At 41.5% G+C, this 23,486-nt stretch carries 18 protein-coding genes; 17 read left to right on the forward strand and 1 reads right to left on the reverse strand.

From position 1 onward, the window contains the following. The 10 genes from qhpC (at position 1) to F9802_RS05995 (ending at position 11,728) form a co-directional block, all read left to right on the forward strand. Positions 1 to 321 (forward strand): quinohemoprotein amine dehydrogenase subunit gamma, encoded by a 321-nt coding sequence (gene qhpC / locus F9802_RS05950; RefSeq protein WP_152150225.1) that lies wholly within the window; start codon positions 1 to 3, stop codon positions 319 to 321. A gap of 14 nt (positions 322 to 335) precedes the next feature. Continuing rightward, positions 336 to 1,955: a quinohemoprotein amine dehydrogenase subunit alpha gene (peaA, locus tag F9802_RS05955; protein ID WP_152150226.1), complete on the forward strand. Its 1,620-nt coding sequence runs from the start codon at positions 336 to 338 to the stop codon at positions 1,953 to 1,955. A gap of 7 nt (positions 1,956 to 1,962) precedes the next feature. Next, positions 1,963 to 3,420 (forward strand): radical SAM/SPASM domain-containing protein, encoded by a 1,458-nt coding sequence (locus F9802_RS05960; RefSeq protein WP_152150227.1) that lies wholly within the window; start codon positions 1,963 to 1,965, stop codon positions 3,418 to 3,420. After that, a complete protein-coding gene (locus tag F9802_RS05965) occupies positions 3,420 to 4,490 on the forward strand; it encodes a YncE family protein (RefSeq protein WP_152150228.1) in 1,071 nt (356 codons plus the stop codon). The genes F9802_RS05960 and F9802_RS05965 overlap by 1 nt, the downstream gene beginning before the upstream one ends. Before the next feature lie 33 nt (positions 4,491 to 4,523). Beyond that, complete coding sequence (locus tag F9802_RS05970; protein WP_152150229.1) at positions 4,524 to 5,456, forward strand: hypothetical protein; 933 nt, start codon at positions 4,524 to 4,526, stop codon at positions 5,454 to 5,456. 18 nt (positions 5,457 to 5,474) lie between these two features. Further along, on the forward strand, positions 5,475 to 6,467 hold the full coding sequence (locus F9802_RS05975; RefSeq protein WP_152150230.1) for a peptidase U32 family protein: 993 nt from the start codon (positions 5,475 to 5,477) through the stop codon (positions 6,465 to 6,467). Positions 6,468 to 6,477: 10 nt separating this feature from the next. Beyond that, the gene (locus F9802_RS05980) at positions 6,478 to 8,157 is read left to right on the forward strand and encodes an ABC transporter ATP-binding protein (protein ID WP_152150231.1); all 1,680 of its coding nucleotides are present in this window, start codon (positions 6,478 to 6,480) and stop codon (positions 8,155 to 8,157) included. Beyond that, complete coding sequence (locus tag F9802_RS05985) at positions 8,129 to 8,863, forward strand: S8 family serine peptidase (protein WP_152150232.1); 735 nt, start codon at positions 8,129 to 8,131, stop codon at positions 8,861 to 8,863. Before F9802_RS05980 ends, F9802_RS05985 begins: the two co-directional genes overlap by 29 nt. A 305-nt stretch (positions 8,864 to 9,168) precedes the next feature. After that, on the forward strand, positions 9,169 to 10,221 hold the full coding sequence (locus tag F9802_RS05990; protein ID WP_152150233.1) for a zinc-dependent alcohol dehydrogenase family protein: 1,053 nt from the start codon (positions 9,169 to 9,171) through the stop codon (positions 10,219 to 10,221). Positions 10,222 to 10,243: 22 nt separating this feature from the next. Further along, positions 10,244 to 11,728 (forward strand): aldehyde dehydrogenase family protein, encoded by a 1,485-nt coding sequence (locus F9802_RS05995; RefSeq protein WP_152150234.1) that lies wholly within the window; start codon positions 10,244 to 10,246, stop codon positions 11,726 to 11,728. Positions 11,729 to 11,806: 78 nt separating this feature from the next. Here F9802_RS05995 and F9802_RS06000 read toward each other — a convergent pair whose 3' ends face one another. Then, complete coding sequence (locus F9802_RS06000; protein WP_152150235.1) at positions 11,807 to 12,547, reverse strand: YwaF family protein; 741 nt, start codon at positions 12,545 to 12,547, stop codon at positions 11,807 to 11,809. Between the two features lie 177 nt (positions 12,548 to 12,724). On the opposite strand from F9802_RS06000, the gene F9802_RS06005 reads away from it, so the two are divergent. The 7 genes from F9802_RS06005 to essA all read left to right on the forward strand — a co-directional run bounded on the left by F9802_RS06005 (position 12,725) and on the right by essA (position 23,374). After that, positions 12,725 to 13,357 (forward strand): HAD-IA family hydrolase, encoded by a 633-nt coding sequence (locus F9802_RS06005; RefSeq protein WP_152150236.1) that lies wholly within the window; start codon positions 12,725 to 12,727, stop codon positions 13,355 to 13,357. 259 nt (positions 13,358 to 13,616) lie between these two features. After that, positions 13,617 to 13,910, forward strand: coding sequence for a WXG100 family type VII secretion target (locus F9802_RS06010; RefSeq protein ID WP_152150237.1), 294 nt, complete (start codon positions 13,617 to 13,619; stop codon positions 13,908 to 13,910). A gap of 84 nt (positions 13,911 to 13,994) precedes the next feature. Beyond that, positions 13,995 to 14,234 (forward strand): EsaB/YukD family protein, encoded by a 240-nt coding sequence (locus F9802_RS06015; RefSeq protein ID WP_152150238.1) that lies wholly within the window; start codon positions 13,995 to 13,997, stop codon positions 14,232 to 14,234. A gap of 13 nt (positions 14,235 to 14,247) precedes the next feature. Beyond that, on the forward strand, positions 14,248 to 15,561 hold the full coding sequence (essB, locus tag F9802_RS06020) for a type VII secretion protein EssB (protein WP_152150239.1): 1,314 nt from the start codon (positions 14,248 to 14,250) through the stop codon (positions 15,559 to 15,561). After that, positions 15,558 to 20,006, forward strand: coding sequence for a type VII secretion protein EssC (essC, locus tag F9802_RS06025; RefSeq protein WP_152150240.1), 4,449 nt, complete (start codon positions 15,558 to 15,560; stop codon positions 20,004 to 20,006). The genes essB and essC overlap by 4 nt, the downstream gene beginning before the upstream one ends. Before the next feature lie 19 nt (positions 20,007 to 20,025). Next, on the forward strand, positions 20,026 to 22,890 hold the full coding sequence (esaA, locus tag F9802_RS06030) for a type VII secretion protein EsaA (protein WP_152150241.1): 2,865 nt from the start codon (positions 20,026 to 20,028) through the stop codon (positions 22,888 to 22,890). After that, entirely contained in the window at positions 22,880 to 23,374 is a 495-nt protein-coding gene (gene essA / locus F9802_RS06035; RefSeq protein WP_152150242.1) for a type VII secretion protein EssA, read from the forward strand. The genes esaA and essA overlap by 11 nt, the downstream gene beginning before the upstream one ends. Positions 23,375 to 23,486: the final 112 nt, after the last annotated feature.

Here is a 23,486-nt window from a genome sequence, read left to right on the forward strand (position 1 = left end):
ATGAAGCATTTGAAATCATTGAATTGGAAAGGAAAGATGATTGAACAAACGGTTGACTTAGAGAAGGAGCCCGAAGTACAAGGGCTGGCATTGCTTCCAATGGGATGCACAAGTCTTTTTGACCCGGGCTGGGAGACAGATTTCTCTGGCACGAGTCTTGAAGGAGTCTGCCAGCCGCATTACCGTGATATTTATGGCTGCTACGGTGATTGTTGGTGGGCGGCCCAAGTACCTGATGGGTTAACTAACTATGGAAGCTGGGCTGACGAATGTCCGGTTGCTGCTAACGATTGGCGAAAATTAAAATATGTGAAACCATAAAAAGGAGCAGTGCGATGGTAAAACAAAAATTAGGATCTTTAATAGTCATAGTCGGGTTCCTTTCCATTATGAGCGCCTGTGTGGAGCAATCGCCAACTGGACATAGTGAAAAGAAAACGGCAAATGTTCATGTTAGTAAACAAGTAGAAAAAAGCTGTATTAGCTGCCACGCGGTTGACCAGGAAGGGAAACTCGAAAGAATTGAGTCCGTAAGAAAAAGCCCTGAAGGCTGGGCGCAAACTATTGCCCGTATGGAGAGAATACATGGATTAAAAATTACTGATAAAGAGAGAGAGCAACTTGTCGTTGATTTAAGTAAAGAAAGAGGACTGGCCCCTGAAGAAGCAGAAAAAGTACAATATTGGCTGGCAAACAAGCCGTCCTATTTAGAAGCCAATCCTCCAAATGAAAGCGTTGTAAAAAGCTGTATTGGTTGCCACGCAGCCGGAAGATTTGAAGCGCAGAGGCGGACAGAAGAAGAGTGGAAAAACTTAAAAGATTTTCATCTCGTCATGTATCCGTCTATTTATTTAAATCATCGGCATACGGATTGGCCGGAAGAAGCAGATAAAGCCATTGAATACTTAGCGAAAAATTACGGGGTGGAATCCAAAGTTTGGGACCAATGGAAAGGCAATGAATACGATGTCAGCGGCAAATGGAAGGTGGTTGGTTTTCAAGGAACGAAAGGTTTTTATCTAGGAGAAAGTGAATTTACTAAGTCGAATGACGGATATACAGAAAAAAAATCAATTAAGTTTTTAAAAGGGCAAGGACCACAAGAGCTTAGCGGCAACATGAAAATATATACCGGTTACATGCTCCGTTCTCACTATATGCAGGGGAAAAAGAAAATTAACGGTTCCTATAATGTGACAAGTGAAAATTTAATTAAAGGAGACTGGTCATATAAAGAGGATTTAGGCATAACCGGAGAAGAAACTTATTATAAAGTACAAAATGAAAAACCGGAAATTTTCCATTCTGAACCCCGGGCTTGGAAAAAAGGAACGACTAATAAAGTCAATTTGTACGGGATGAATTTGAAAAAGCTGAAAACAGAGGATTTAGAGTTGCCAAAAGGAGTTGAGGTGACAAAATTGACTGCTACCTCCGACGAACAGATAGAAGCTGAAATCAAAGTCAGTAAAAACTCTGAAACTGACACTTTTTTAGTTAACGGAGATAAAGTGGCTGTCCATGGAAAGTTCACACTCTACGACAAAGCAGATTATTTAAAAATAGAGCCGTCATACGGTGTATCCCGAATGGGAGATGCTGGTCCAATGGACAAAGTAAGCATTCAATATGTAGCTTATGCATACAGCAACGGTAAAGATGGAAAATCAGAAACAAAAGATGACTTGAAGTTAGGTCCTGTAGAAGCTGAGTGGTCGTTGCTCACATACCCCGAAAAAAATGCCAAGAGGGATGACCGACCTTATATTGGAAAGCTCGATAAGAACGGACTATACACGCCTAAAGAAGAAGGTGTAAATAAAGACAGAACATTTGTTCAAGAAAACGTTGGCAGTGCAACCGTTACTGCAAAATCAATTATAGATGGAGAAACTTTAACTACAAAATCCCATCATATTACAACTGTACCCGATTATGTGAACAATATTCATTAAAAAGGAGATGGCTGCTATCGCAAACGTCGCACTAACAAATTATATTAAGTTCCAAGTGCAGGAAGAGGATTATTTATACCACGGATTGACAGGAAACATTATTCAGCTTGACGATTTATCTAAAGAAATGATCGATACTTTCCGCAGCAAAGGTGATCAAATTGCCGACACGACAGTTTTAGCGGAAAATATCTTATTGCAGGAGAAATCGGATTTTTCTCAAGTGTTGAATGAATTGGAGCAATTGGAGATAGTCAGAAAAGATCAGAATAAAAGCCAGCGTTTTTCTGTTACGCCGCCTGCGCCGAAAACGACAGAAAACATGCCTGTTAAAACATTAGTGTTTCATTTAGTCAATGAATGTAATTTGCGCTGCACATATTGTTATGCAGGGGACGGAGAATATGGGGCTCCTCAGAAGTATATGACAGTTGATACAGCTGATCGTGCTATCCAATTTTTGATGGAAAACAGTTTTGAAGAAAAGGATGTAAATATTGTTTTGTTTGGCGGGGAACCATTTCTTAATTGGAAAACATTAAAATATGTAGTTGAACGGGCAACCTCAGAAGGAGAAAAGCGGGGGAAAAAAGTTGGCTTTTCTTTAACAACAAACGGAACAAAGATGAATGCGGAGCAGATGGCTTTCTTAAATAAATACAAAGTAATGGTGTCAGTCAGCATGGACGGAACAAAAGAAGCCCATGATCGATACCGCCCAATGGCTGGAGGCCAGGGCTCATACGATCGGGTAAGCAAGAATGTCGAAAAATTAATGGATATCCATACTACCGCTCCAATTGGAACAAGGGTCACGGTAGTAAAGGATTTTGAAAAATTGGAAACCTCCTTGCGACATTTGCTGTCCAAAGGGTTTTACGAAGTCGGCTTTGCCCCTGTCACTGAAACAAATATGCAATTGGCTTTAGATGAAGAAGACTTAGGGGAACTGCTTAATCAGTTCGAAGAGCTATCTAACTTATTTGTTGAACACGCGCTGAAAAACGAATATATAGGATTCTCTAATCTTACTAATTTATTAAAGGAGTTGCATACAGGTACAAATAAGGCATACGGTTGTGGAGCAGGATTGGGCTTTTTTGCTGTCAGTCCTGATGGAGGTTTGTTTTTATGCCATCGATTTAACGAAAATGAAGAATTTCGCCTTGGAGATATTTACTTCGGCATTGATCAGAAAAAAAGAACGAACATGTTGAATGAACTACATGTTGATCGTAAATCAACTTGCCAATCATGTGCATTAAAACACATTTGTTCTGGTGGATGCTATTATGAAGCGATGGAAAGGCAGGGAGATTACCGGGCGCCTAATGCTCATTATTGCAACTGGATGCATGATTGGATCACCATTGGCCTTAAGGCATATGTGAAAATCCTGCAACATAATCCATCCTTCTTAGATAAAATCAGTGGAACAACAAAAGAGAGGTGCATTAGTAACTAATGACAAAGAAATTAGTTCAAATATTGTTTTTTGTTTTTCCTCTGCTAGTTCTTAGTAATTTTTCTATCGGGTCAGCTGAAAAAAATTATACAGAGAGAGTCTTTATTTCGGGATATGGACAAATTATTGTTGTTGATCCGTCTGTACCTAAAATTGCTGAGAGTATTGAAGTAAAAGGCCCCGTTCGTGACATGAGTTTTACGGAAGATGGAAAGACAGGGTTGTTTCTTGCGAATGACCGTAAATCTCTTTATGTAGTAGACACAGTACAAAACAAAATTATAGATGAAATCAATCTTCAGGCAAGAACGGATAAAGGACTGCTTGACCGCCGTGTTTGGGGAAGCACCATTTCACCGGATGGTAAAAAAGCATATGCGTTTGTCACACAAGGTGAAAAAAGACGAAACAGTTTTAAAGTACATCCAAGTAAAATACTAGAAATAGATCTCGGCAGCAAAGAAGAGTTGCGAAGTGTGGAAGCTCCATACGGAACCCACGTTCTTCAGTTTAAACAGGATGATGCGAGCAAAATTTTCGTTTGGGGCTATGATTTATTCGAACTCGACTTAAAAGATATGAAACTAAAGCTAAAGCAAGGAATAAAAAACCCGGAGAATAAAGAAAACGGCGCAGGAAATTATCTTATGCTGTTCCCTAGAGGAGAAAACGGCATTAATTCAATTCCGTTGATTAAAGAATATCCGGATGGGCGTGTGACTGAAGGTATTATGTGGATGAATAGACAATCAGGAAAAATAAAAACCTTGGAATATGACAGGGAACCGATAGGCATGTTCTCTGCAGTCATTGATAAAAATGAGCAGTATGCGTATACCACATTAAATAAATGGTACAAGGTCGATATTAAATCTCAAAAAATCGTAAAAGAATCAGCACCGCCTAATGGCAGTTTATATGGGGTCAATCTTAGTGCGGACGAAGAAAAACTTTATTATAGCGGAGCGGGAAACGAATTTATTATTGCTAATAAAGATTTAGAAGTAGAGAAACACCTAGTTTTACCCACTGATACATTAGATTTAAAAGTGATTAAAATTAAGCAATAACTAGTCGTAATATGAGAAAAGGAGGTTAGCTTATTGAAGTTTGCGGTTGCAGTACAGTCGATACGTGATTTGAAATTTGTAAAAGAACCTTGGGCTCCGATTGATTCACAAAATGATATAGAAGCAGAGTTGCAAACAACTTTTTTCCGTATATGGCAGGATACATTCGGTGAAGTGATTTCACCGGATCGTATCATTTTTGGATCAGAATTTTGCCAGTATCGTCTCCCAGCAGCGCGGGTAGTTAAAAAAGCTTTAGATTACTGTTGGGAAAATGGCATGGATTTTTCGTTTGCCACGTCTTACGTGCATGAAGAAAAGTTTAAGCAGCTTGCAGACATCCTGTCATTATTAGATGAGGCAATTCAAGAAAGTGAAAAAAGGATAGAAGTGATTGTAAATGATTGGGGCGTCTATTATTATACGAAACAAAATTTTCCTCGATTGGATATCATAATTGGCAGATTGTTAAATAAATCTATTCGCGATCCGAGAGTAGCGCACTATTACAATGAAAGCAACGCACCGGAAGAAGGAAAAGATTTTTTTAAGAAAACCGGGTTGTTTTCTGAACCTTTTCGCCAGTTCTTAAACGATGGAAAAGTATCAGGGTTTGAATTTGATCAATTAATTCAAGGGAATTCTTTAAGTGAAGAGGAGGCCAAACAAACGATCGGGCTCCATTTTCCTTTTGGCTGTGTGGCAAGTGGCAGCGCATGCATGGTCGGCTTTATCGATTCAGATAAAGCCGATAAGTTCCGGGGGGATCCTGAATGTAAGCAGCAATGTCAATTTTATGTGTTTGAATTAAAAAATAAACGTCATCTCGATATGAAAAATCGTGTTTTTCAAAAAGGCAATACTGCTTTTTACAGTCATGACAGCGGATTAGTAAAAACAGGATTAGAAAGTTTGCAAACAATTGAAAATGCACGGGCCGTTTACAGTTTGCGATTACCCGTTTAATTATGGAGGTGAATGAATATGAACATTCTTGCCCCGCTGGGAGCGAAAGAAGAAGTAGAAATGCTAGCGGAAAGTGGTGCTGAAGAATTTTACTGCGGAATTACGCCAATGGAATGGATGGAGAAATACTCGCCGGGAGTATGGATCAACCGCCGCAATCCATATGCGGGTTTTCCTTCCTTTAAAGATCTTAAGGAAGCGGTCCGACAAGCGGAAAACTATGAAATTCCTATATTTTTAACTTTAAATGCCCCTTACTACATGGAAAAACAATACCCTATGCTCATTGATTTAATTAAGCGATGTACAGAAGAAGTGGGAATTAAAGCGTTTATTGTTAGTGATCCCGGCTTAATGGTGGCCATGAAAAATAAAGTACCGGAAGCAGCTATTCATGTAAGCAGCTTGGCTGCTCCAATGAATACCGGCAGTATTGAATTATATAAACAAATGCAAGTCGAACGCATTGTGTTGCCAAGAAGCGTACAGTTAAATGAAATACCTGCTCTTAAAGAAGCTGCTGGTGATGTAGAATTAGAGGTTTTTATTTTAAATGACGGCTGTGTATACGAGGAGAGCTTTTGTATGACCACTCATTCGGCAGGAGCTTTTTGTTCCCAATCGCAATGGGATTACGAGCCTTTTCATTCAGATGGAAACAAAGTTTTATCAGAGAAAGATTTTAAAATATTAAATGACCAAGTGAATGATTACAGAGAATTTGTCTGGTTCGTCAATGATTGCAATTGTCAAATAGCTAATGATGGTTTGCCGCTCGGCCCTTGCGGTTTATGCTCTCTTGGCAAGTTAGAAAAAATGGGAGTGGATTCATTAAAAGTCGTCGGGAGAGAAGGGGCCCCATATAGAAAACTAGCTAGTGTGCAAATGGTTAAAGCGGTAATTGATCAAGTAAGGGCACAGGCAAGTGAGCGGGAAATTGAGAAGACAGCACGTAAAATCCGCAATCAGCCGCAATATTGTGAATCGGGTTTGATGTGCTATTACCGTTGAGGTGGGATAGATGAATGTAGGGGCCTATATTAAACCGTATCGTTTTACATTTGTGCTTGTTTTTTTGATGGGGGTTATATCAACAATAATTACGGCTGCTCAGCCGCTAATGGGAAAGTTTTTAATTGATGAAGTGTTGATTGAAAAGCGATACTCCTTTCCAGTTGTCCTCAGTATATGTGTGCTAATCATGATGATTGGGTTCGGAGTAGCATTATTAACAAAGTTTCTTTATTTAAGAATGAGTTTGCGCCTTATGGTTGATATGCGTTCAGCTTTTTACAATCATTTACTTCATCTCCCCTTTTCTTTTTTTACTAAGAATCGAACAGGTGATATTCTTTCAAGAATCAATGAGGATTTAACGGAAATTCAGCGGCTTTATACAGAAAATGTTTTGCAGCTTTTTACGATCAGTTTGACTTTTCTATTAAATATCCTGTTATTGTTTATGCTTGATTGGCGTTTAACCTTTCTGTCTTTTTTGTTTATGCCGTTATTGATTTTCGGCATTCACAAATTTCGCCATTTGATTTTTACAAATCAAATGGAATTGCGCAGGCAATCGGCAAAAAATCAAAGTTTTATGTATGAGACGTTTTCTTCTGTCGGTTTTATTCGCACGTCTCATTTAGAAAGTACGCTGCAAGAGACATTTAAAAAAGAACTAAAGGAAATAAACAGACAGAATATTAAAGTAATATTTATTCAAGCCTGGGCACAGGGAATTCCGCAAATGCTCATAATGATATCTGCCATCTTGATGCTTTGGTTTTTAGGTTCGAGAGTGATAAATGGCACGATGACGATAGGGACGATGCTGGCGTTTATAACTTATCAGGCAAGTTTATATGGCACAGTTCAGGGGCTGGCCCAGTTGTATATACGACTGCAAAAGGGAAAGGCGTCGATTTATCGGGTAAATGATTTCTTTAACATACCCCAAGAGGAAGACGGCGAAAGTCTAACTCCGCCTTCGTTTCAAGCTATACATTTTCGAGATGTTTCTTTCGCTTTTGAAAATAGCAGGCCAATTGTTGATGGTTTCAATATTAGCATTCGAAAAGGGGAAAAACTCGGACTTGTTGGTGAAAATGGCATAGGGAAAAGTACAATCGCGCAATTGCTGGCTCGTATTTACCAACCGGCTTCAGGGGCAATTTATATGGATGACAAAGATGTTCAAAGCTTTTCTAAAAAAAGCTGGTATGAAACCGTCTGCTTAGTAGCGCATAATCACCCTGTATGGTTTGGTACTGTTCGAGAGTTCTTACAGCTTGGAAAAAAAGGTTTATCTGAAATAGAAATGCTAAATGTTCTGGAGATTGTCGGGTTAAATAATTGGCTGCAAAGTCTTCCACAAAGACTACAAACTGTAATTGGTGAGAAAGGTATTACACTATCAGCCGGCCAAAAACAGCGCCTTTTATTGGCCCGTGCTTTATTAAATGATGCAGACATATTTATCCTTGATGAAGCGACTTGTCATTTGGACGTAGAATCGGAATACCATCTTTTTCGAACTTTGAAAGAATATTTTGCACAGAAAACAGTAATTGTGATAACCCACAGATATGATAATTTAGATTGGATGGACCGGGTAATCAATCTATCTGGCGGGGAGGAACAGTATAGCCAAAAGAAAGCCGGAGGAATGACTAATGACAACGTATCAATATTACATGGCTGAAGGAGAATGGGGCAAAGGAAAAAGAATAAAAATTGCCCACATTGACAGCGGACTTAATGAATGGCATCCACATGTTGGCAAAGCGGCCGGCGGAATAGCTTTTCAAGTAAGTAAAGAAGGGAAAATTACAATAGAAGAAAACTATCACGATGATCTCGGACACGGAACAGCAGTTGCGGGAGTGATTAAAGAGCAAGTGCCAGAAGCTGAAATGTTTGCCGTAAAAATATTCCATGACAAACTATTTGCGTATATTGAAGTCCTTTGTGCTGCTATTGAATGGTGTATTGAAAAGGAAATGGATTTGATTAATTTAAGCCTAGGTGTAAATAAAGATGTGGACGCCTTTCGTTTCATTTGTGATAAAGCAAATGAAGCGGGAGCCATCATTATTTCCGCATGTGATGAGACAAACGGTTTGTTTTGGCCGGGCTACTACAATTCAGCTTATGCTGTTCAGTCATTAGAGAATGGAAACAGTCAGCATTTTCAATTTTGTCCTGGAGATCCAATCCAGTTTAAAACACTAGGTTTTCCGAGAAGTCTCGAAGGGCCGATGCAAAAATTTAATTTTCAAGGTCATAGCTTCGCTGCAGCACATATGACCGGTTTTATCGCAAAAATAAAAGAGAAATACCCGGAAGTGAGAACCAAACAAGAAATGAATCAACTGCTAAAGGAAATAGGTGAGCACCAATTTAGTTGAACATCATTAAATAAATATTCTCTACTATCGCTTTTAATTAAATAAAGTCAATTCCAACTGTTCAAGGAAACAAACTGTTCAAGCTGATTGAACAGTTTGTTTATTTTATTTGAACAGTTGACGGAAAAAACATATTAAAAGTGCATAGAACTGCGTTATTAACAATCAATAATGTTTGGCATGGCAATTGCATAATATAACATGTCCTGCATCTATGATTCTTTTACTCTTTAAATGAGAAAGGATGGCCTTTGATTAATCAGAGGGCTGAAGTTCATTAGTCAAAAAAAAATGGGAGGCACTAGATGAAAGCTGCTGTAATGGAAGAATTCGAGAAGCCTTTAGTCGTACAAAATGTTGCAGATCCCGAATGCGGAGCGGACGAAGTCGTAGTACATGTCAAAGCGAACGGCGTGTGCCGCAGTGATTGGCATGCATGGGTTGGAGATTTTGAATGGCTCGGCTTGAAGCCGGAGCTGCCGCATATACTTGGCCATGAATTTGCCGGAGTCGTAGAAGAAGTCGGCAAAGACGTAACCCGTTTTAAAAAAGGAGACCGTGTTGTTATTCCTTTCACAATTGGCTGCGGCAGCTGTGGATGCTGTCAGACAGGCCATCAAAATGTTTGTGAAAACTTGCAAGTTTTTGGATTTGCCACGAGCGGGTCCTATGCACAGTACACGAGAGTGCCGAAAGCAGATTTAAATTTAGTTCATCTGCCTGAAGCCATTGATTTCACGACTGCCGCTTCACTCGGCTGCCGCTTTATGACAAGCTTTCATGCGGTAGCGGATATTTCCGGAGTGCAGGCAGGGGATTACTTTACCATTTACGGAGCGGGCGGCGTCGGCCTGGCAGCCGCACAAATTGCCACGACACTCGGTGCGAGAGTGATCGTTGTAGACATTGATGACAGCAAGCTCGAAATGGCAAGAAGTCTTGGGGCAGTGGCCGGTGTGAACTCCAAAAAAGAAAATCCAGTGGAAGCTGTAATGAACATAACAAACGGCGGAAGCGATATTACGTACGATGCGCTCGGCATTGCTGAAACGTGCCAAAGTTCGATTTTAAGCTTGAAAAACCGCGGGACTCACGTTCAAGTAGGATTAACGACGCAAGCCGATAAGGGAATGATCTCTTTGCCTACAGATTTGATTGTCGCAAAAGAATTACAAATAAAAGGATCGCTCGGCATGCAGCCTCACCGCTATAAATCACTGCTTGCGATGGTAGAAAGCGGACAGTTGCAGCCTGGAAAATTAGTTTCTAAAACTATTAGTCTTGAAGAGTCCAGCACGATTTTAGAATCCATGAATCAATATGGAACAGTAGGTTCTGTTATTATCGATCGTTTCTAAATAAAAAAGTGGAGGGATTACGATGGAAAAAACAATTTCAGTATTGCCGCGCGTTCAGAAGTTTTTAAAAGGGAAGAAACAGCTGTTCATTAATGGAGAATGGGTTAATTCTGCGTCAGGAAAGACGTTTGAAACGTTTAACCCGGCAACAGGAGATGTGCTCGCTGTTGTAAGTGAAGCGCAGGAAGAAGATATAAACAAAGCTGTTCAGGCAGCACGAAAAGCATTTGACGAGGGACCATGGTCCAAGATGAGTGCATCTGAGCGGAGCCGTCTCATTTATTTGCTCGCTGATAAAATGGAAGAGCATAAACAGGAGCTCGCTCAAATTGATACGCTCGACAGCGGAAAGCCGATCCGCGAATCGTCAGCAGCGGACGTGCCGCTTGCCATTGAACACTTTCGCTACTTTGCCGGCTGGTCAACGAAAATTCTTGGCCAAACGATTCCAGTCAGCGGCAATTATTTGAATTATACGCGCCATGAGCCGGTAGGTGTCGTCGGTCAGATTATTCCATGGAACTTCCCGTTATTAATGGCAACATGGAAGCTCGGCGCGGCACTTGCTACCGGTTGTACGGTCGTGTTGAAACCAGCAGAGCAGACACCGCTTTCTGCCCTTTATTTAGCCGGGCTTGCCCAGGAAGTCGGATTTCCGGAAGGAGTCATCAATATCGTGCCGGGATTTGGCGAAACAGCGGGTTCTCCGCTTGTTAACCATGAGCAGGTAGATAAAATCGCCTTTACTGGCTCCACGCCAGTTGGAAAGTCGATTATGAGACAAGCTTCGAATACGCTAAAGCGAGTGACGCTCGAGCTGGGCGGGAAATCCCCGAACATTATTTTGCCGGATGCCGATTTAAGCAAAGCGGTGCCGGGGGCTTTATTTGGCATCATGTTCAATCAGGGGCAGGTTTGCTGTGCCGGTTCCCGTTTGTATGTGCCTAAAAAGCAATATGATAACTTCCTGGCAGACATGGTCGGCCATGCGAAAAAAATCCAGCAGGGCCAGGGAATCGATCCTTCCACTGAAATGGGGCCGCTTGTTTCAGACAAGCAGCAGCAGCGGGTAATGAACTATATTCAAAAAGGGCAGGAAGAAGGCGCAGAAATTTTAACTGGCGGAACGGTACCTTTTGATCAAGGATATTTCGTCCAGCCAACCATTTTTGCCGATGTCGATGACTCTATGACGATCGCACGCGAAGAAATTTTCGGTCCGGTTGTATCGGCTTTGCCTTATGAAGACATAGATGATCTTGTGGAGCGGGCCAATAAGACAAATTACGGACTGGCTGCTGGCGTTTGGACGGAAAACTTGAAGAATGCCCACTATATTGCTAACCGTTTGAAAGCCGGTACTGTGTGGGTGAACTGTTATAACGTATTAGATGCTGCCAGCCCGTTTGGCGGATATAAACAATCAGGACTCGGCCGGGAAATGGGCTCTTATGCACTTGATGCTTACACGGAAGTGAAAAGCGTCTGGGTAGATATGAATCGATAATTAGCTGTTCGAATCTAAAATGATGAAAAGAAGCATCGGACTGCGATCAGTCCGATGCTTCTTTTCCTTTGTACAAATTTAAAAATATTGCTGAAATTCTTTTTCGATGAGAATGGCAGACGATCTATTTCTGAACAACAGCCAGATCATCACACTTAAAATAAAGGCGGTTGCTTCGAGAGAAAGAATATACCATGGATAAGGGCCAAGCAAATCAAGCATACTCGCTGTTTCTGGTTTGTGGCTTAAGTACAGGTAATTCCCATTTGTAAGATTATTTATGATTAAAGCAATAGGAAGGAGCACATTAAGAAAAATCATTGTTTTCAAAACAGAAAAGAATGTCGGCCTGTAGCCCTTCACCCACGTAAAATAAAGAGGTGTCCAAAAGATGATCATATGGGTAAAGAAAAAATGAAAAAAGCGAAAATGAGGAAAATCAAAATACAAATATGGAGTCAGTAGGGCCTGGGATGCGCCCAGCAAACCGATAAACAAGAGGATTTCATACGCCGCTTTTTTTCCAGTAATAAGTAGAAAGAATGTCAACAGCGAAGCTATATTACACAGTTCGAGCGGAAGTGAATGGCTTACTTTCCATGTTCCGATGTGAACCATCCATCCGTGATAGGCTGCCTCCAAGCCCAACAAAAAAAAGGCAGCGGCCAGGTCAGCTTTTCTCGTATTCTTGGTTCGCAGCTTCTCTCTGTACAAAAAGGTGCAAAGAACCGTCAAGCTTAAAATAGTTAATACAGCAATATGACTGGCCGAGAACATTTCAAAATGAAAACCTTCATAACTGCCGTTGAGCCACTCCATATTTTCGCCTCCTTAATTGAATATTTTAACATATATTCAAACATCTATGAATGATCTTTTGAAAAAGACCATTCATTCGTGTACCTCTCATAAGGAGAAAATACATAGCAAGAATGTGTGAGAGCGAGTCATTGTTGGTATAATTAATTATGAAGGCAATCAAAGGGGGAATTGACTGTGGCAAAATATATCATTTTTGATTTTGATGGTACGCTCGCCAACTCGCTGGAAATGTTTATTGCCGCCTATAATGATCTGGCTGCAAAGGAAGGCTACCGCCAAGTGGCGATGGAGGACATTGATCATTTAAGCAAAATGACCATTCCTGAAAGATGTCATTTTTTAAACTTTCCGATGAGGAATATTCCTTTTGCGGCTCCAAAACTTTACCGATACATAAGGAAATTGAAAAATGGGCTGCCTTTTTATCCGGGAATTAAAAAAATGCTCGATGAATTAAAACAGCAGGGTTTCAAGGTTGCAATTATTTCTTCCAACGCCACAGATATTATCAACCGGTCGCTTGAAGCCCATCAAGTTGATTATGTAGATGATATATTATGTTCGAAGTATATTTTCAGCAAAGATAAATTAATGAAGAAACTGATGAATAAATACAAAATGGAAGCGGCAGATGCTTTATATGTTGGTGATGAAGAAAGAGACATTACCGCCAGCAAAAAAGCAGGCATGAAAGTCGTTTGGGCAGCCTGGGGATATGATGATGCTGAAATAGCCTTAAAAGCAGCCCCGGATTTTATCGCTCATGAGCCGGCGGACATCCTAAAGATCGCGGGGGAAATGAAATAACTTGTTGGAAATAATTTTATCCGTCCTGCAAAAAGTGATTCTGTTATGGGAATCACTTTTTCTTTTTTTTATACACCCCATCGTATATCTGTGAGTATTAGTGGGGTCAGAAAAAGCTATATATGGAACGTTTAAAAGTCTTTCACTCTATGAAATTGGTGCGATATTCTCATTTTTTCCATATTTCCCAAGATTCATTGACGGTCTTAATTGAAAGCTAATACAATTAGAGTAATTATTGGGAATAGGAGGTAAGACCATGTCAGGAATTATTCGTTTAACACCGGAAGAACTGCGTACAACAGCCGGACAGTACAACCAGGAAAGTGCAAATGTAAATGATTTAGTCGGGCGTCTTGATTCGATGAGCAATCATCTTCGCGAAGTGTGGGAAGGGGCATCCAGTGAAGCATTTGCCCAGCAATATCAAGAGCTGCGGCCTTCCTTTATGAAAATGGCTGTGTTATTGAGCGAAGTATCTCAGCAGCTGAATAGTTCAGCTAATGCGCTTGAAGATACAGATCATCAAATCGCCAGCCAAATTCGCGGATAATCGCGCTTTCAAAAAAAGAAAAAAAGAAGGGCGCTGCAATCGTTACAGATTATGGCGCTCTTTTTCGTGTAAAGGTGATGTTTCATGTATATCCAAATTACTATAGACTTGCACAATTACAACGGAGATGTGTTTGATCTTAGGCTGTCAAATTATTTACCTGTTAAAAAAGCTGCTGAAATTGCGTGGCAACTGAAAGGAATAAAGGATGAACCCCGGGAAGGCTGCTGGGTTCGCATCGTGAATAAGGAAAAAGTATGCCCGGGCGACTGGACGTTGCAGGAAAGCGGCATTACAACAGGAGACCGGCTGGAAATTTTATGAAGGAGTCCGCCTGATGGAAGACAAAAAACAATCGTATTTACAGAAAAGAATTGAAGCTGAAAGAAAGCATGACGGCAATTATTCGATCATATTTCAAAAAGCAAGGCTGAAGCTGCAAGACCCTAAGGAAATTGCCATGCTTCTCGAAGAAGAAAAAGAGCTTGAAAAAGCAATTGATGCGAATGAAGATGAAGTCATTATAACGATCACTCCGCCGTCTGCTTTTCAACCGTTTTACTTTTTAAGAAACAAAAAAGAGATGTCGAGATGGATATTTGCTAACCAGCTTTTGAAAAAAGTGCGCAGTCACCAGCAATCAAGAATCTATTTGGTCGTTTGCCCGGAAAACATTTTATTTGACAGGGGATTCACTCCTTATTTCCTCCATTTTGGTGTACACGAAAGTCTGCCTCCTTACGAAAAAGATGAACAGATTTTGTTCGAAGAGGTAAAAGCTACCGCTGCGGCTGCAGTGGACAGCAAGTACAGCTTTGAAGAGTATCTTCAGTTTCATGACACATTAAAACTCTCTCCGGCAGCCGCGGATTTATTGGCCGCCGAGAATTATCGTGAGCTGGAAAAAGTGATTGAAGGATATATTGAAAAGCTGGAAGAACAACAAAAGATGTTTATCAGCATTCCGGTGAAAAAATGGAACGTACATAAGTATCTTCTTTACGGGGCTGCCGCTTTATTGATTCCTGCCATTATTTTTTCTCTTTATACTTTCTTTTTTATGCAGCCAAAGCAGGAAGCTTACGTGGAAAGCGGAGAACATTTTTTGAATAAGAAATACAGCCGGGTCATTGAAACGCTTGCAATATATGAGCCTGAAGAAATGCCATATGTCGTTCAGTATGAACTGGCGTCTTCTTATATCGTTAATGAAAATTTAGGGGACGAGCAAAAAAAAGCTGTACAAAAAATGATTACTTTGCAAACAGACCCTCAATACTTCCTTTATTGGATTTATACGGGCAGAGGAAAAAATGAGCAGGCTCTGGAAATAGCGAGATCGCTGGAATACAGGGACTTCATCATGTTCAGCCTAATCAAATATAGAGAAGAAATTAAAGCAGATGAAAGTCTGGCGAGTGAAGAAAAGCAAGAGAAAATAAAAGCGGTCGACCAGGAACTAAAAGATTTGGAAAGTGAAAAAAAGGAAGAAGAAAAGCTGCTGCAGGAGCAGGAAGAAGAGCGGAGCAAGCTTTTGCCGGAAGCTGGTGCAGATGTACAAAAAAGTTTGCCGCCTGTCACTGCTGATCCCGAGTCAAAAGATCCGACCGCAGAAAAGCAGCCGGCTTCTTCCGGGGAGAAAGCTTTATGAGAACATTATATATTTTTTATCGTAACAGCAGTAACATGTATCCGATGAATGGAAAAAATAAAATTACGATTGGGCAGACAGCAGACGATCACATTACGATTTCATCATTGGATAAAGAAATCGGTTCTATACATTTGGAAAAAGTACCTTCCAGCAATAAATGGATCGTTGTAAGGAATGGAGAGAAAGAAGGTGCTCTCCATCCGGATGACTTATACACACTGCAAACGGATGGTCATCCTCTGATTTTTTTACTGACGGACGAAATAAAAGAAAAGCAGTATTTTTACATAGGGGCCGAGCGAGAAGTTTTTTTAATAAAAGAAAAAAACAAATTATATACTCTTCGGGGACAAGGTGCATTTGACGAACCGAATCAAGTGCTTGCTTTAAAGAAGCAAACAGAAGGGTGGTCCGTGGAAGCGGACCAGAGGAAGCCAGTATTTGTGAATGGAAAAAAAGTGTTTTCAAAAACTATGCTGCAGCCAGGAGATTCAGTCAGTTTCCCTTTTTTCTTTGGAACTCTTCATACTGATGATATTTTGAGTGTAGACTATCCATCGGCCACACAAGCAGAACTGCCGAAAATCAAGCTTCCGTCGTCTGAAACGAAAGCGAAATATCCCGAGTTCAGACGAACACCGCGCTTGATTTATGATTTGCCGGATGAAAAAGTCACTTTTTCTTTTCCAAATCAAGAAAGTGACCAGCATACACGTGGATTGTGGATGATGATCCTCCCGCCATTTATGATGCTGCTTGTGATGGGGGTTATTGCCATCATTCAGCCTCGGGGTCTTTTTTTGCTTATTTCCGGTGTGATGTTTGCGACAACACTTGTCACTTCAACTGTTCAGTATTTTAAGGACAAAAGCTACCGAAAGAAACAAAAACACAAGCGGAAACGCATTTACAACCTTTATTTGGGGCAGAAAAGATCAGAATTGCAGCAATTAGCTGATAAACAGAAAAAAGTGCTTTATTATCACTTTCCTTCTTTTGAAAACATAAAAACAATGACGAATGAATTAAGCGGGCGCATTTGGGAAAAAACGCGGGAAAGCCACGATTTTCTCCATCTCCGTATTGGGCGGGCGGACGTACCGGCAAGTTACGAGATTATGTCGGGAAACAAAGATATGGCTAACAGGGAAATGGATGAACTGCTAGAACAATCGAGAGAACTAGAAAGCTATTATTCAAACATCAGAGACGTTCCGCTGACGGCTGATTTGTCTTCTGGAGCCATTGGGCTGATCGGTAAAAGCAAAGTAGTCAAAAGTGAAATCCGACAGTGGATCGGCCAGCTTGCTTTTTTTCATAGTTATCATGATGTCCGCTTTGTCGCTGTTTTTTCTGAAGAAGAATCAAAGCAATGGGAGTGGATCAAGTGGCTTCCTCATTTTCAAATGCCGGATTCTTTTGCGAAAGGCTTGATTTATAATGAGCAGACGCGGGATCAATTGCTGTCTACTCTTTATGAAAGACTGCGGGAACGGGAGCTGGATGAAGAAAAAGAGAAGAAATATTTCATGCCGCATTTTGTCTTTTTCATTACGAACCGCCAGCTTATTGCCGAACATCCCATCCTGGAATTTCTAGAAGGCGGCAAAAGCAACTTGGGACTAACAGCTATTTTTTCAGCTGATACAAAAGAAAGCTTATCTAATAACATTCATACGCTGATCCGGTACGTGAATGAACAAGAAGGAGATATCTTGATTGAAAACGAACGGGCAGTTCATACACCGTTTTCGCTCGATCAGCATGACGCGGAAGGATCAGAAAAGTTTTCTAGAACACTTAAGTCTTTAAAACACATTCAAGGAATGGATAATTCCATCCCGGCGAAAGTCACTTTTTTAGAGCTGCTGCAAGTGAAGCAAGCAGATGATTTGCCGATTGCTGCCAATTGGCAAACGAACCAATCGGCCCGCTCACTAGCTGTTCCAATTGGGTTGAAAAGCAAAAAAGATGCGGTTTTTCTCAATTTGCATGAAAAAGCGCACGGCCCGCATGGACTCCTTGCAGGAACGACTGGATCAGGAAAAAGTGAATTGCTGCAAACGTTTATTTTATCGCTTGCTGTTCATTTTCATCCCCATCAGGCCGCATTTTTACTTATCGACTATAAAGGGGGAGGAATGGCGCAGCCGTTTAAAAGCATTCCTCATTTACTTGGAACGATTACAAATATTGAAGGAAGTAAAAATTTCAGCGCCAGGGCCCTCGCTTCCATTAACAGCGAGTTGAAACGACGCCAGCGTCTGTTTGACCACTATTCCGTCAGTCATATTAACGATTACAACTTGTTATATGAAGCGGGTGAAGCAGCGGAACCGATGGCCCACTTATTCATTATTTCCGATGAATTTGCCGAGTTGAAAAATGAAGAACCTGATTTTATAAGAGAGCTTGTCAGTGCAGCCCGCATCGGCCGAAGCCTCGGGGTGCATTTGATTTTAGCCACGCAAAAGCCCGGCGGTATCATTGATGACCAGATTTGGAGCAATGCCCGTTTTCGGATTGCCCTAAAAGTACAGGATTCGAACGACAGCAAGGAGATTTTGAAAAATGGCGATGCGGCCAATTTAACTGTGACAGGCAGAGGATTTTTACAGGTTGGAAACAATGAAGTATACGAATTGTTTCAATCTGCCTGGAGCGGCGCACCTTATCAGGAAGATACGGTCGAATATGAAAGCGATATTTCGCTCGTAACCGATACAGGGCTAGTGCCATTATCGACGATCGCCGCTGAAACGACCGAGAAAATCCCGCAGCAGCAGACAGAAATCGAAGCAGTTGTGAAAGCGATCGAACTCACGCAGAAAGAAATGGAAATCAACGCACTGCCAAGTCCGTGGCTGCCGCCGCTGCCCGACAGGCTCGTCCAGCCAATCGGGCTCGGCAAAGGGCAATATGCATTCGCCATGACAGATGAACCGGATCAACAAAGGCAATCATCTTACAACTACGAATGGATGACTGATGGAAATATCGGTATTTTTGGTTCTTCGGGGTACGGGAAGTCCATGACAGCCATGACGCTGTTGTTGAATTTTGCCCGGGAAAATAAACCCGATCAGCTTCATTACTACTTGTTCGATTTTGGAAACAGCTCCTTGCTGCCGCTTAAGCAGCTCCCGCATACAGGAGATTATTTCCGCTACGATGACATGCGTAAAATTGAAAAGTTTTTAATGAGAATGAAACGCGAAATTGAGCAGCGTAAACAAACGTTTCTTGAGAAAGAAGTCAGCACCATTCAAATGTACAATATGGTAAGCAAAGAAAAACTGCCGGTTATTTTTATTGCGATAGATAACTTTGATGCTGTAAAAGAAGAAATGCCGGACATTGATTTACAGTTTACCCAATTTGCAAGAGATGGGCAGTCGCTTGGCATCTTTATGATTTTTACGGCGACGAGAATTCAATCTATCCGCCAGCCGCTGATGAACAACTTAAAAACGAAAATTGTTCATTACTTAATGGACCGGACAGAAATCTACAGTCTGCTCGGGAAGCCGCCTTTTGAAATTGATGCCGTTCCAGGCCGGGCGCTCATTAAAAAAGAAACGGCTTTCTTAGCACAAGTTTTTCAGCCGGTTGCAGGTGTTAATGACTTTGAGATTTATGAAAATATGAAAACGGAGATTAATCGCTTAAAAGAAAAATATGCCGGCAGCCCGCGGCCAGCGGCAGTGCCGATGCTTCCTGCCCGGCTATCGATGGGCGACTTCCGAAACACATATGTGTCAGCCAGCAGGGATGGATTTTTGCCAATCGGTCTTGAAGAAGAGACAGTTACTCCCGTCTACGTAGACCTTTCGGGCAGTTCGCACTGTCTCGTAATGGGACAGTCAAGAAAGGGAAAAACGAATGCAGTTAAAGTCATGATTGAAACACTTATTGAACAGCCTGCCGCTTTGATCGCTGTCTCCGATGGCATTGACCGCGGACTGATTCAATATGGCACATCAGAAAAAGCAGCTTACTTAGATTCCAAAGAAGATGTGGTCGGCTGGCTGGACAAAGTGGAAACACTCTTAAAAGAAAGAGAAAGCCGCTATTTGCAAATGCTGGGCCAAAAAGAGGCACAGGAGCCATTTCCGCCGGCCGTTCTTGTTATTGACAGCCTGTCACGCTTTCAGCAAATAACCGATACGCTCTTACAGGACCGTGTAGCGAAAATGATGAAACAATACAGCCATATAGGGTTTAGAATCATCGCAGCCGGCAATGCAAATGAGCTGATGAAAGGGTTTGACTCCCTTACGAATGAAATAAAACAAATTCGCCAGGCGCTGATATTAATGAAAAAGTCGGAACAAAGTTTGTTTACTTTGCCGTTTACAAGAAAAGAAGGCGAAGTGCAGCCGGGGTTTGGTTATTTCGTCATGAACGGCCGGGAGCATAAAGTGCAGATTCCTTTATGCTGACGGGAAAGGAAGGAACGTAATGGAGAAGAAAAACAACAAATGGAAGCTCACCGGGATGATGGCAGCCATTGTTCTGCTCCCTGTTTTATTTTTTACTTTTATTGGCGAAAACCCAATGAAAAAGATAAGCAGGCATTCGGGGCAAATTGCGATCGTCAACGAGGATATTGGAGCGGCGTACAACAAGAACAAAATAGAGTTTGGCCGGGAGTTAACAGCCGGTTTAAGTGAATCATCTGATTATAAATGGACGGTTGTCAACCGCAGCGCAGCTGAAAAAGGGTTGGAGAAAAAGCAGTATGATGCCATTTTGTACATACCAACCGATTTCTCCAATAACATATTGACCTTTAAAGATGAGACCCCGATTAAAGCAGATGTGAATTATACGATTCAGTCTTATTTAGATGGAAAAAATCGCCAAAAGGTTCAAAAGGAAATGGAGAGAGTAAAAAATAAAATAAATAAGCAAGTGTCTACTCTTTACTGGGGAGTGGTTTCGCAGGAGCTGACAGACGTCCGCGAAAAATTTGATGCCATTTTAGAAAAGGAAATCGCTTTTCAAAAATCAATGTACAAGTTTTATACACCGAGCTCAAAGGATTTATCCGAAGAAATTGAGCAACAGCAAAAAATGCTTCAGCAGCTGCGTGAGTCAGCGAAATCAGCAGAGGGTGCTTCGAAAGAAAGAACAGCGGAAGAAGAGAAGGCTGCTGATGAACTTGCACAATTCGTAGCAGATGTGAATACGTACAAAGAATATCAAATAAAGCAAAATGAGCTTCTGAAGCAAGCGGGCGAGGCAAACAGCCAGCTGTTGCAGGACGGGATAGCAAGCTACGAAGAAGTGATCAGTCAGGGAATTCAATCGGTTGTGATAAAAGATGAAGAAGAAGCGCCTCCGCTATTTTCAATGAACCCGAAAGGCTTTATTGACCATGTATCAGCGATCCGCTCAAAGATGGATGACGGGCGTACAGCGATTTCAGAAATTATTACTTTGCTTGACGAGTCGACTGTGGCAGAGCAATATAAACAAATTCAACAGTCGCAAATAGCATTAATGAAACACTATAAACAGCTTTCCGTAGCGGAATCACTTACTGCTATGGAAGAGGCGCTGACTGGCATGCGAAGAGAGCTAGAAAATGGCTCAGCCGGCAGCCCACCTTCTGGTGATGATTCAACTGGTGAAGACGTCCCTGAAGAAATCCCTCTCCCTGAAGAGCCTGAAAGTCCTGAAGTGGACATGGACGTGCTGTCTGCGCAAGCCGCTTTGTTAAAAGAAAAATTAACAGCAATGAAAACGGAAGAGAATGCTTCAGCGTGGGAAGAAGCAACGAAAGCATTAGCAGAGCTGGAAGAGGAGATGAACAAGGCAGGGCAGCGTCAGAAAGATCAAGCGGCTGTTTTTGAAGAATGGAGTAAAGCGGCTGCCGCCTTTACTGAAGAACAGAATAAAGAAACGGCTGATGATCCTGGTGATGGTTCCGCTGGCGGAACAGTCGAAGAGAAAGCTGTCAGTCTGATTAGAAAAGAAGAGGAAAGTGTACTCGCTTCCGAACTGCTGTCAGAAGAAAGGAAAAAGACGCTGTCAGCGGCGTTTGGGAAAACAATTAACAGCTACGATATTACAAATCTTTTTAACTATTACGGCTATTTAAAAGCTTATAGAGAAACGCTCGAGCAGTCAGCTGTCCATTATGAACCAGTCATCGAACGATTGCTGGCTAATGAAGGAGAGCTTGAAAATGTAGAAGAAGCGCTCATTGTTATTAGAAATGAATCTGGTGAATTAGAGAAAATCAACACGGAATTATCCGCTTCTTCTGATCAAATGAATGAACTGGAATCTGAATTTACAGCTTTTGCTGAAACGGTGCAAAAGGATTTGGAAACATATGAAGCGAACGTTGCTGCTGAACAAAAGCTCATTGCTGAAAAAATTCAAGCGATTGACGATGAAGCGGCGAAAGTAACAGCTGCCCTGCAGGAAAAACAAACGGCACCTCCGGAAGCAGAAGTGCTGCCGCCGGTAGACAGCAGTGATGGAAGCATTGTCTTATCTATTCAAGCAAATACACTTTCACAATTGCAGCAAATTTCCGCACTTGTCGGCTCGTTGTCTGAAAGGCATGGACAAGTGGCCGACTATACGGATGATCTCCAGAAAAAAGTGGATGCCGTTCAAGCGAAAGCAAATGAACTTAATACGAACTGGGATAAAAATGTGCAGGCAACCGGATTAGTAAGAAACGACGTGTACGATATTTTGGGCAATACGTTTGCAGATGGGCCAAATAACCGATATGTGTACGATTACCTGGCTAATCCAGTCAATATCAGTGGAAAAACGCCACCTGAATTAACGGAGGAAGTTCCGCCTGTTATTATGCTGGTTGTCATTGTGATCAGCGGGATGCTGCTTGGGTACTTCCTGCATCATTATCAGCACTTGCCAATTTCGGTTCATCTACCGCTGACCATTGTGTTAAATTTGGCTGTCGGTACCGTAATCAGCCTGTATGGATTGTCACTGTATCCGTTAACAAACGAACAAGCAATTATGTGGACAGTCTTTACAATACTATTATTATTTACTGTTTCCGCGATCATTAGATTTGCGTATTGGATCGGACCATTTCCTGGCATGATAACAGGCATCATTGCTTTTCTGTTTTTCATTACGCCGCTGATTGAATTGTCATTGCCAAACTTTCACTTGTACCACCCGGTGAGTGAAGGTTACATTTCTATTCAATACAGTGACGGATCTCATTTTTATCCGGTGGCCGCCGTACTTGCGCTCGTCGTTCTTGCCTTTATGAGCACACCTTATTTAACCGGCCGCCGCGAGTCAGGAGAGGTTGTTCATGAAAACTAAATTCCGCGCTGCTTTGCCTTTTATTTTGGTTCTGTTTTTCGTCAATGCAGACCCGGTGCTTTCGGCGGCTGGTCCTGCTGTTCAGCCGAATGAATATAAAAAAGGTGAAATAGAAGTGGAAACAGATGACTTTCATGAAGGCTCCTTATTTGAAAAGAAAAACAAAACACCGGAAGAACAAAAAAGCATAACATTTGATCCGCCGGCCGCTTCGTTGGATGATTCCATACACAGCCATTTATTTTTGGGTTCTCAAGAATCAAATACAATCCGTTCACGAGCCGTGAAAATGAATTTATTTAACGGCAAGCCAAAAGAGCTGACTGTCATAAAACAGACTGAAGAAAATGAAACAGGGGTGGCATTACAGCAGCCGAAGTGGCTTTTTATTTTCATTGGTTTCATTATGCTGTCCTTAATCGTGTATTTATTTTTCGTGCTCGTTCCAAAAATAACAAACGCTGAGACAGCTTCAAAAAAATAAGTTCATACAATGCGGGGCTGTCCAAAAAGTTAGTTATTCACCAACTTTTTGGACAGCCCTTTCTTTAAATAACTACAATGGAGCGTTGCCGCACCGCACTCTCAATCTTAAC

It is taken from the genome of Bacillus aerolatus, assembly GCF_009183655.1.
In the GTDB taxonomy this organism is placed as follows: domain Bacteria; phylum Bacillota; class Bacilli; order Bacillales; family Domibacillaceae; genus Pseudobacillus; species Pseudobacillus aerolatus.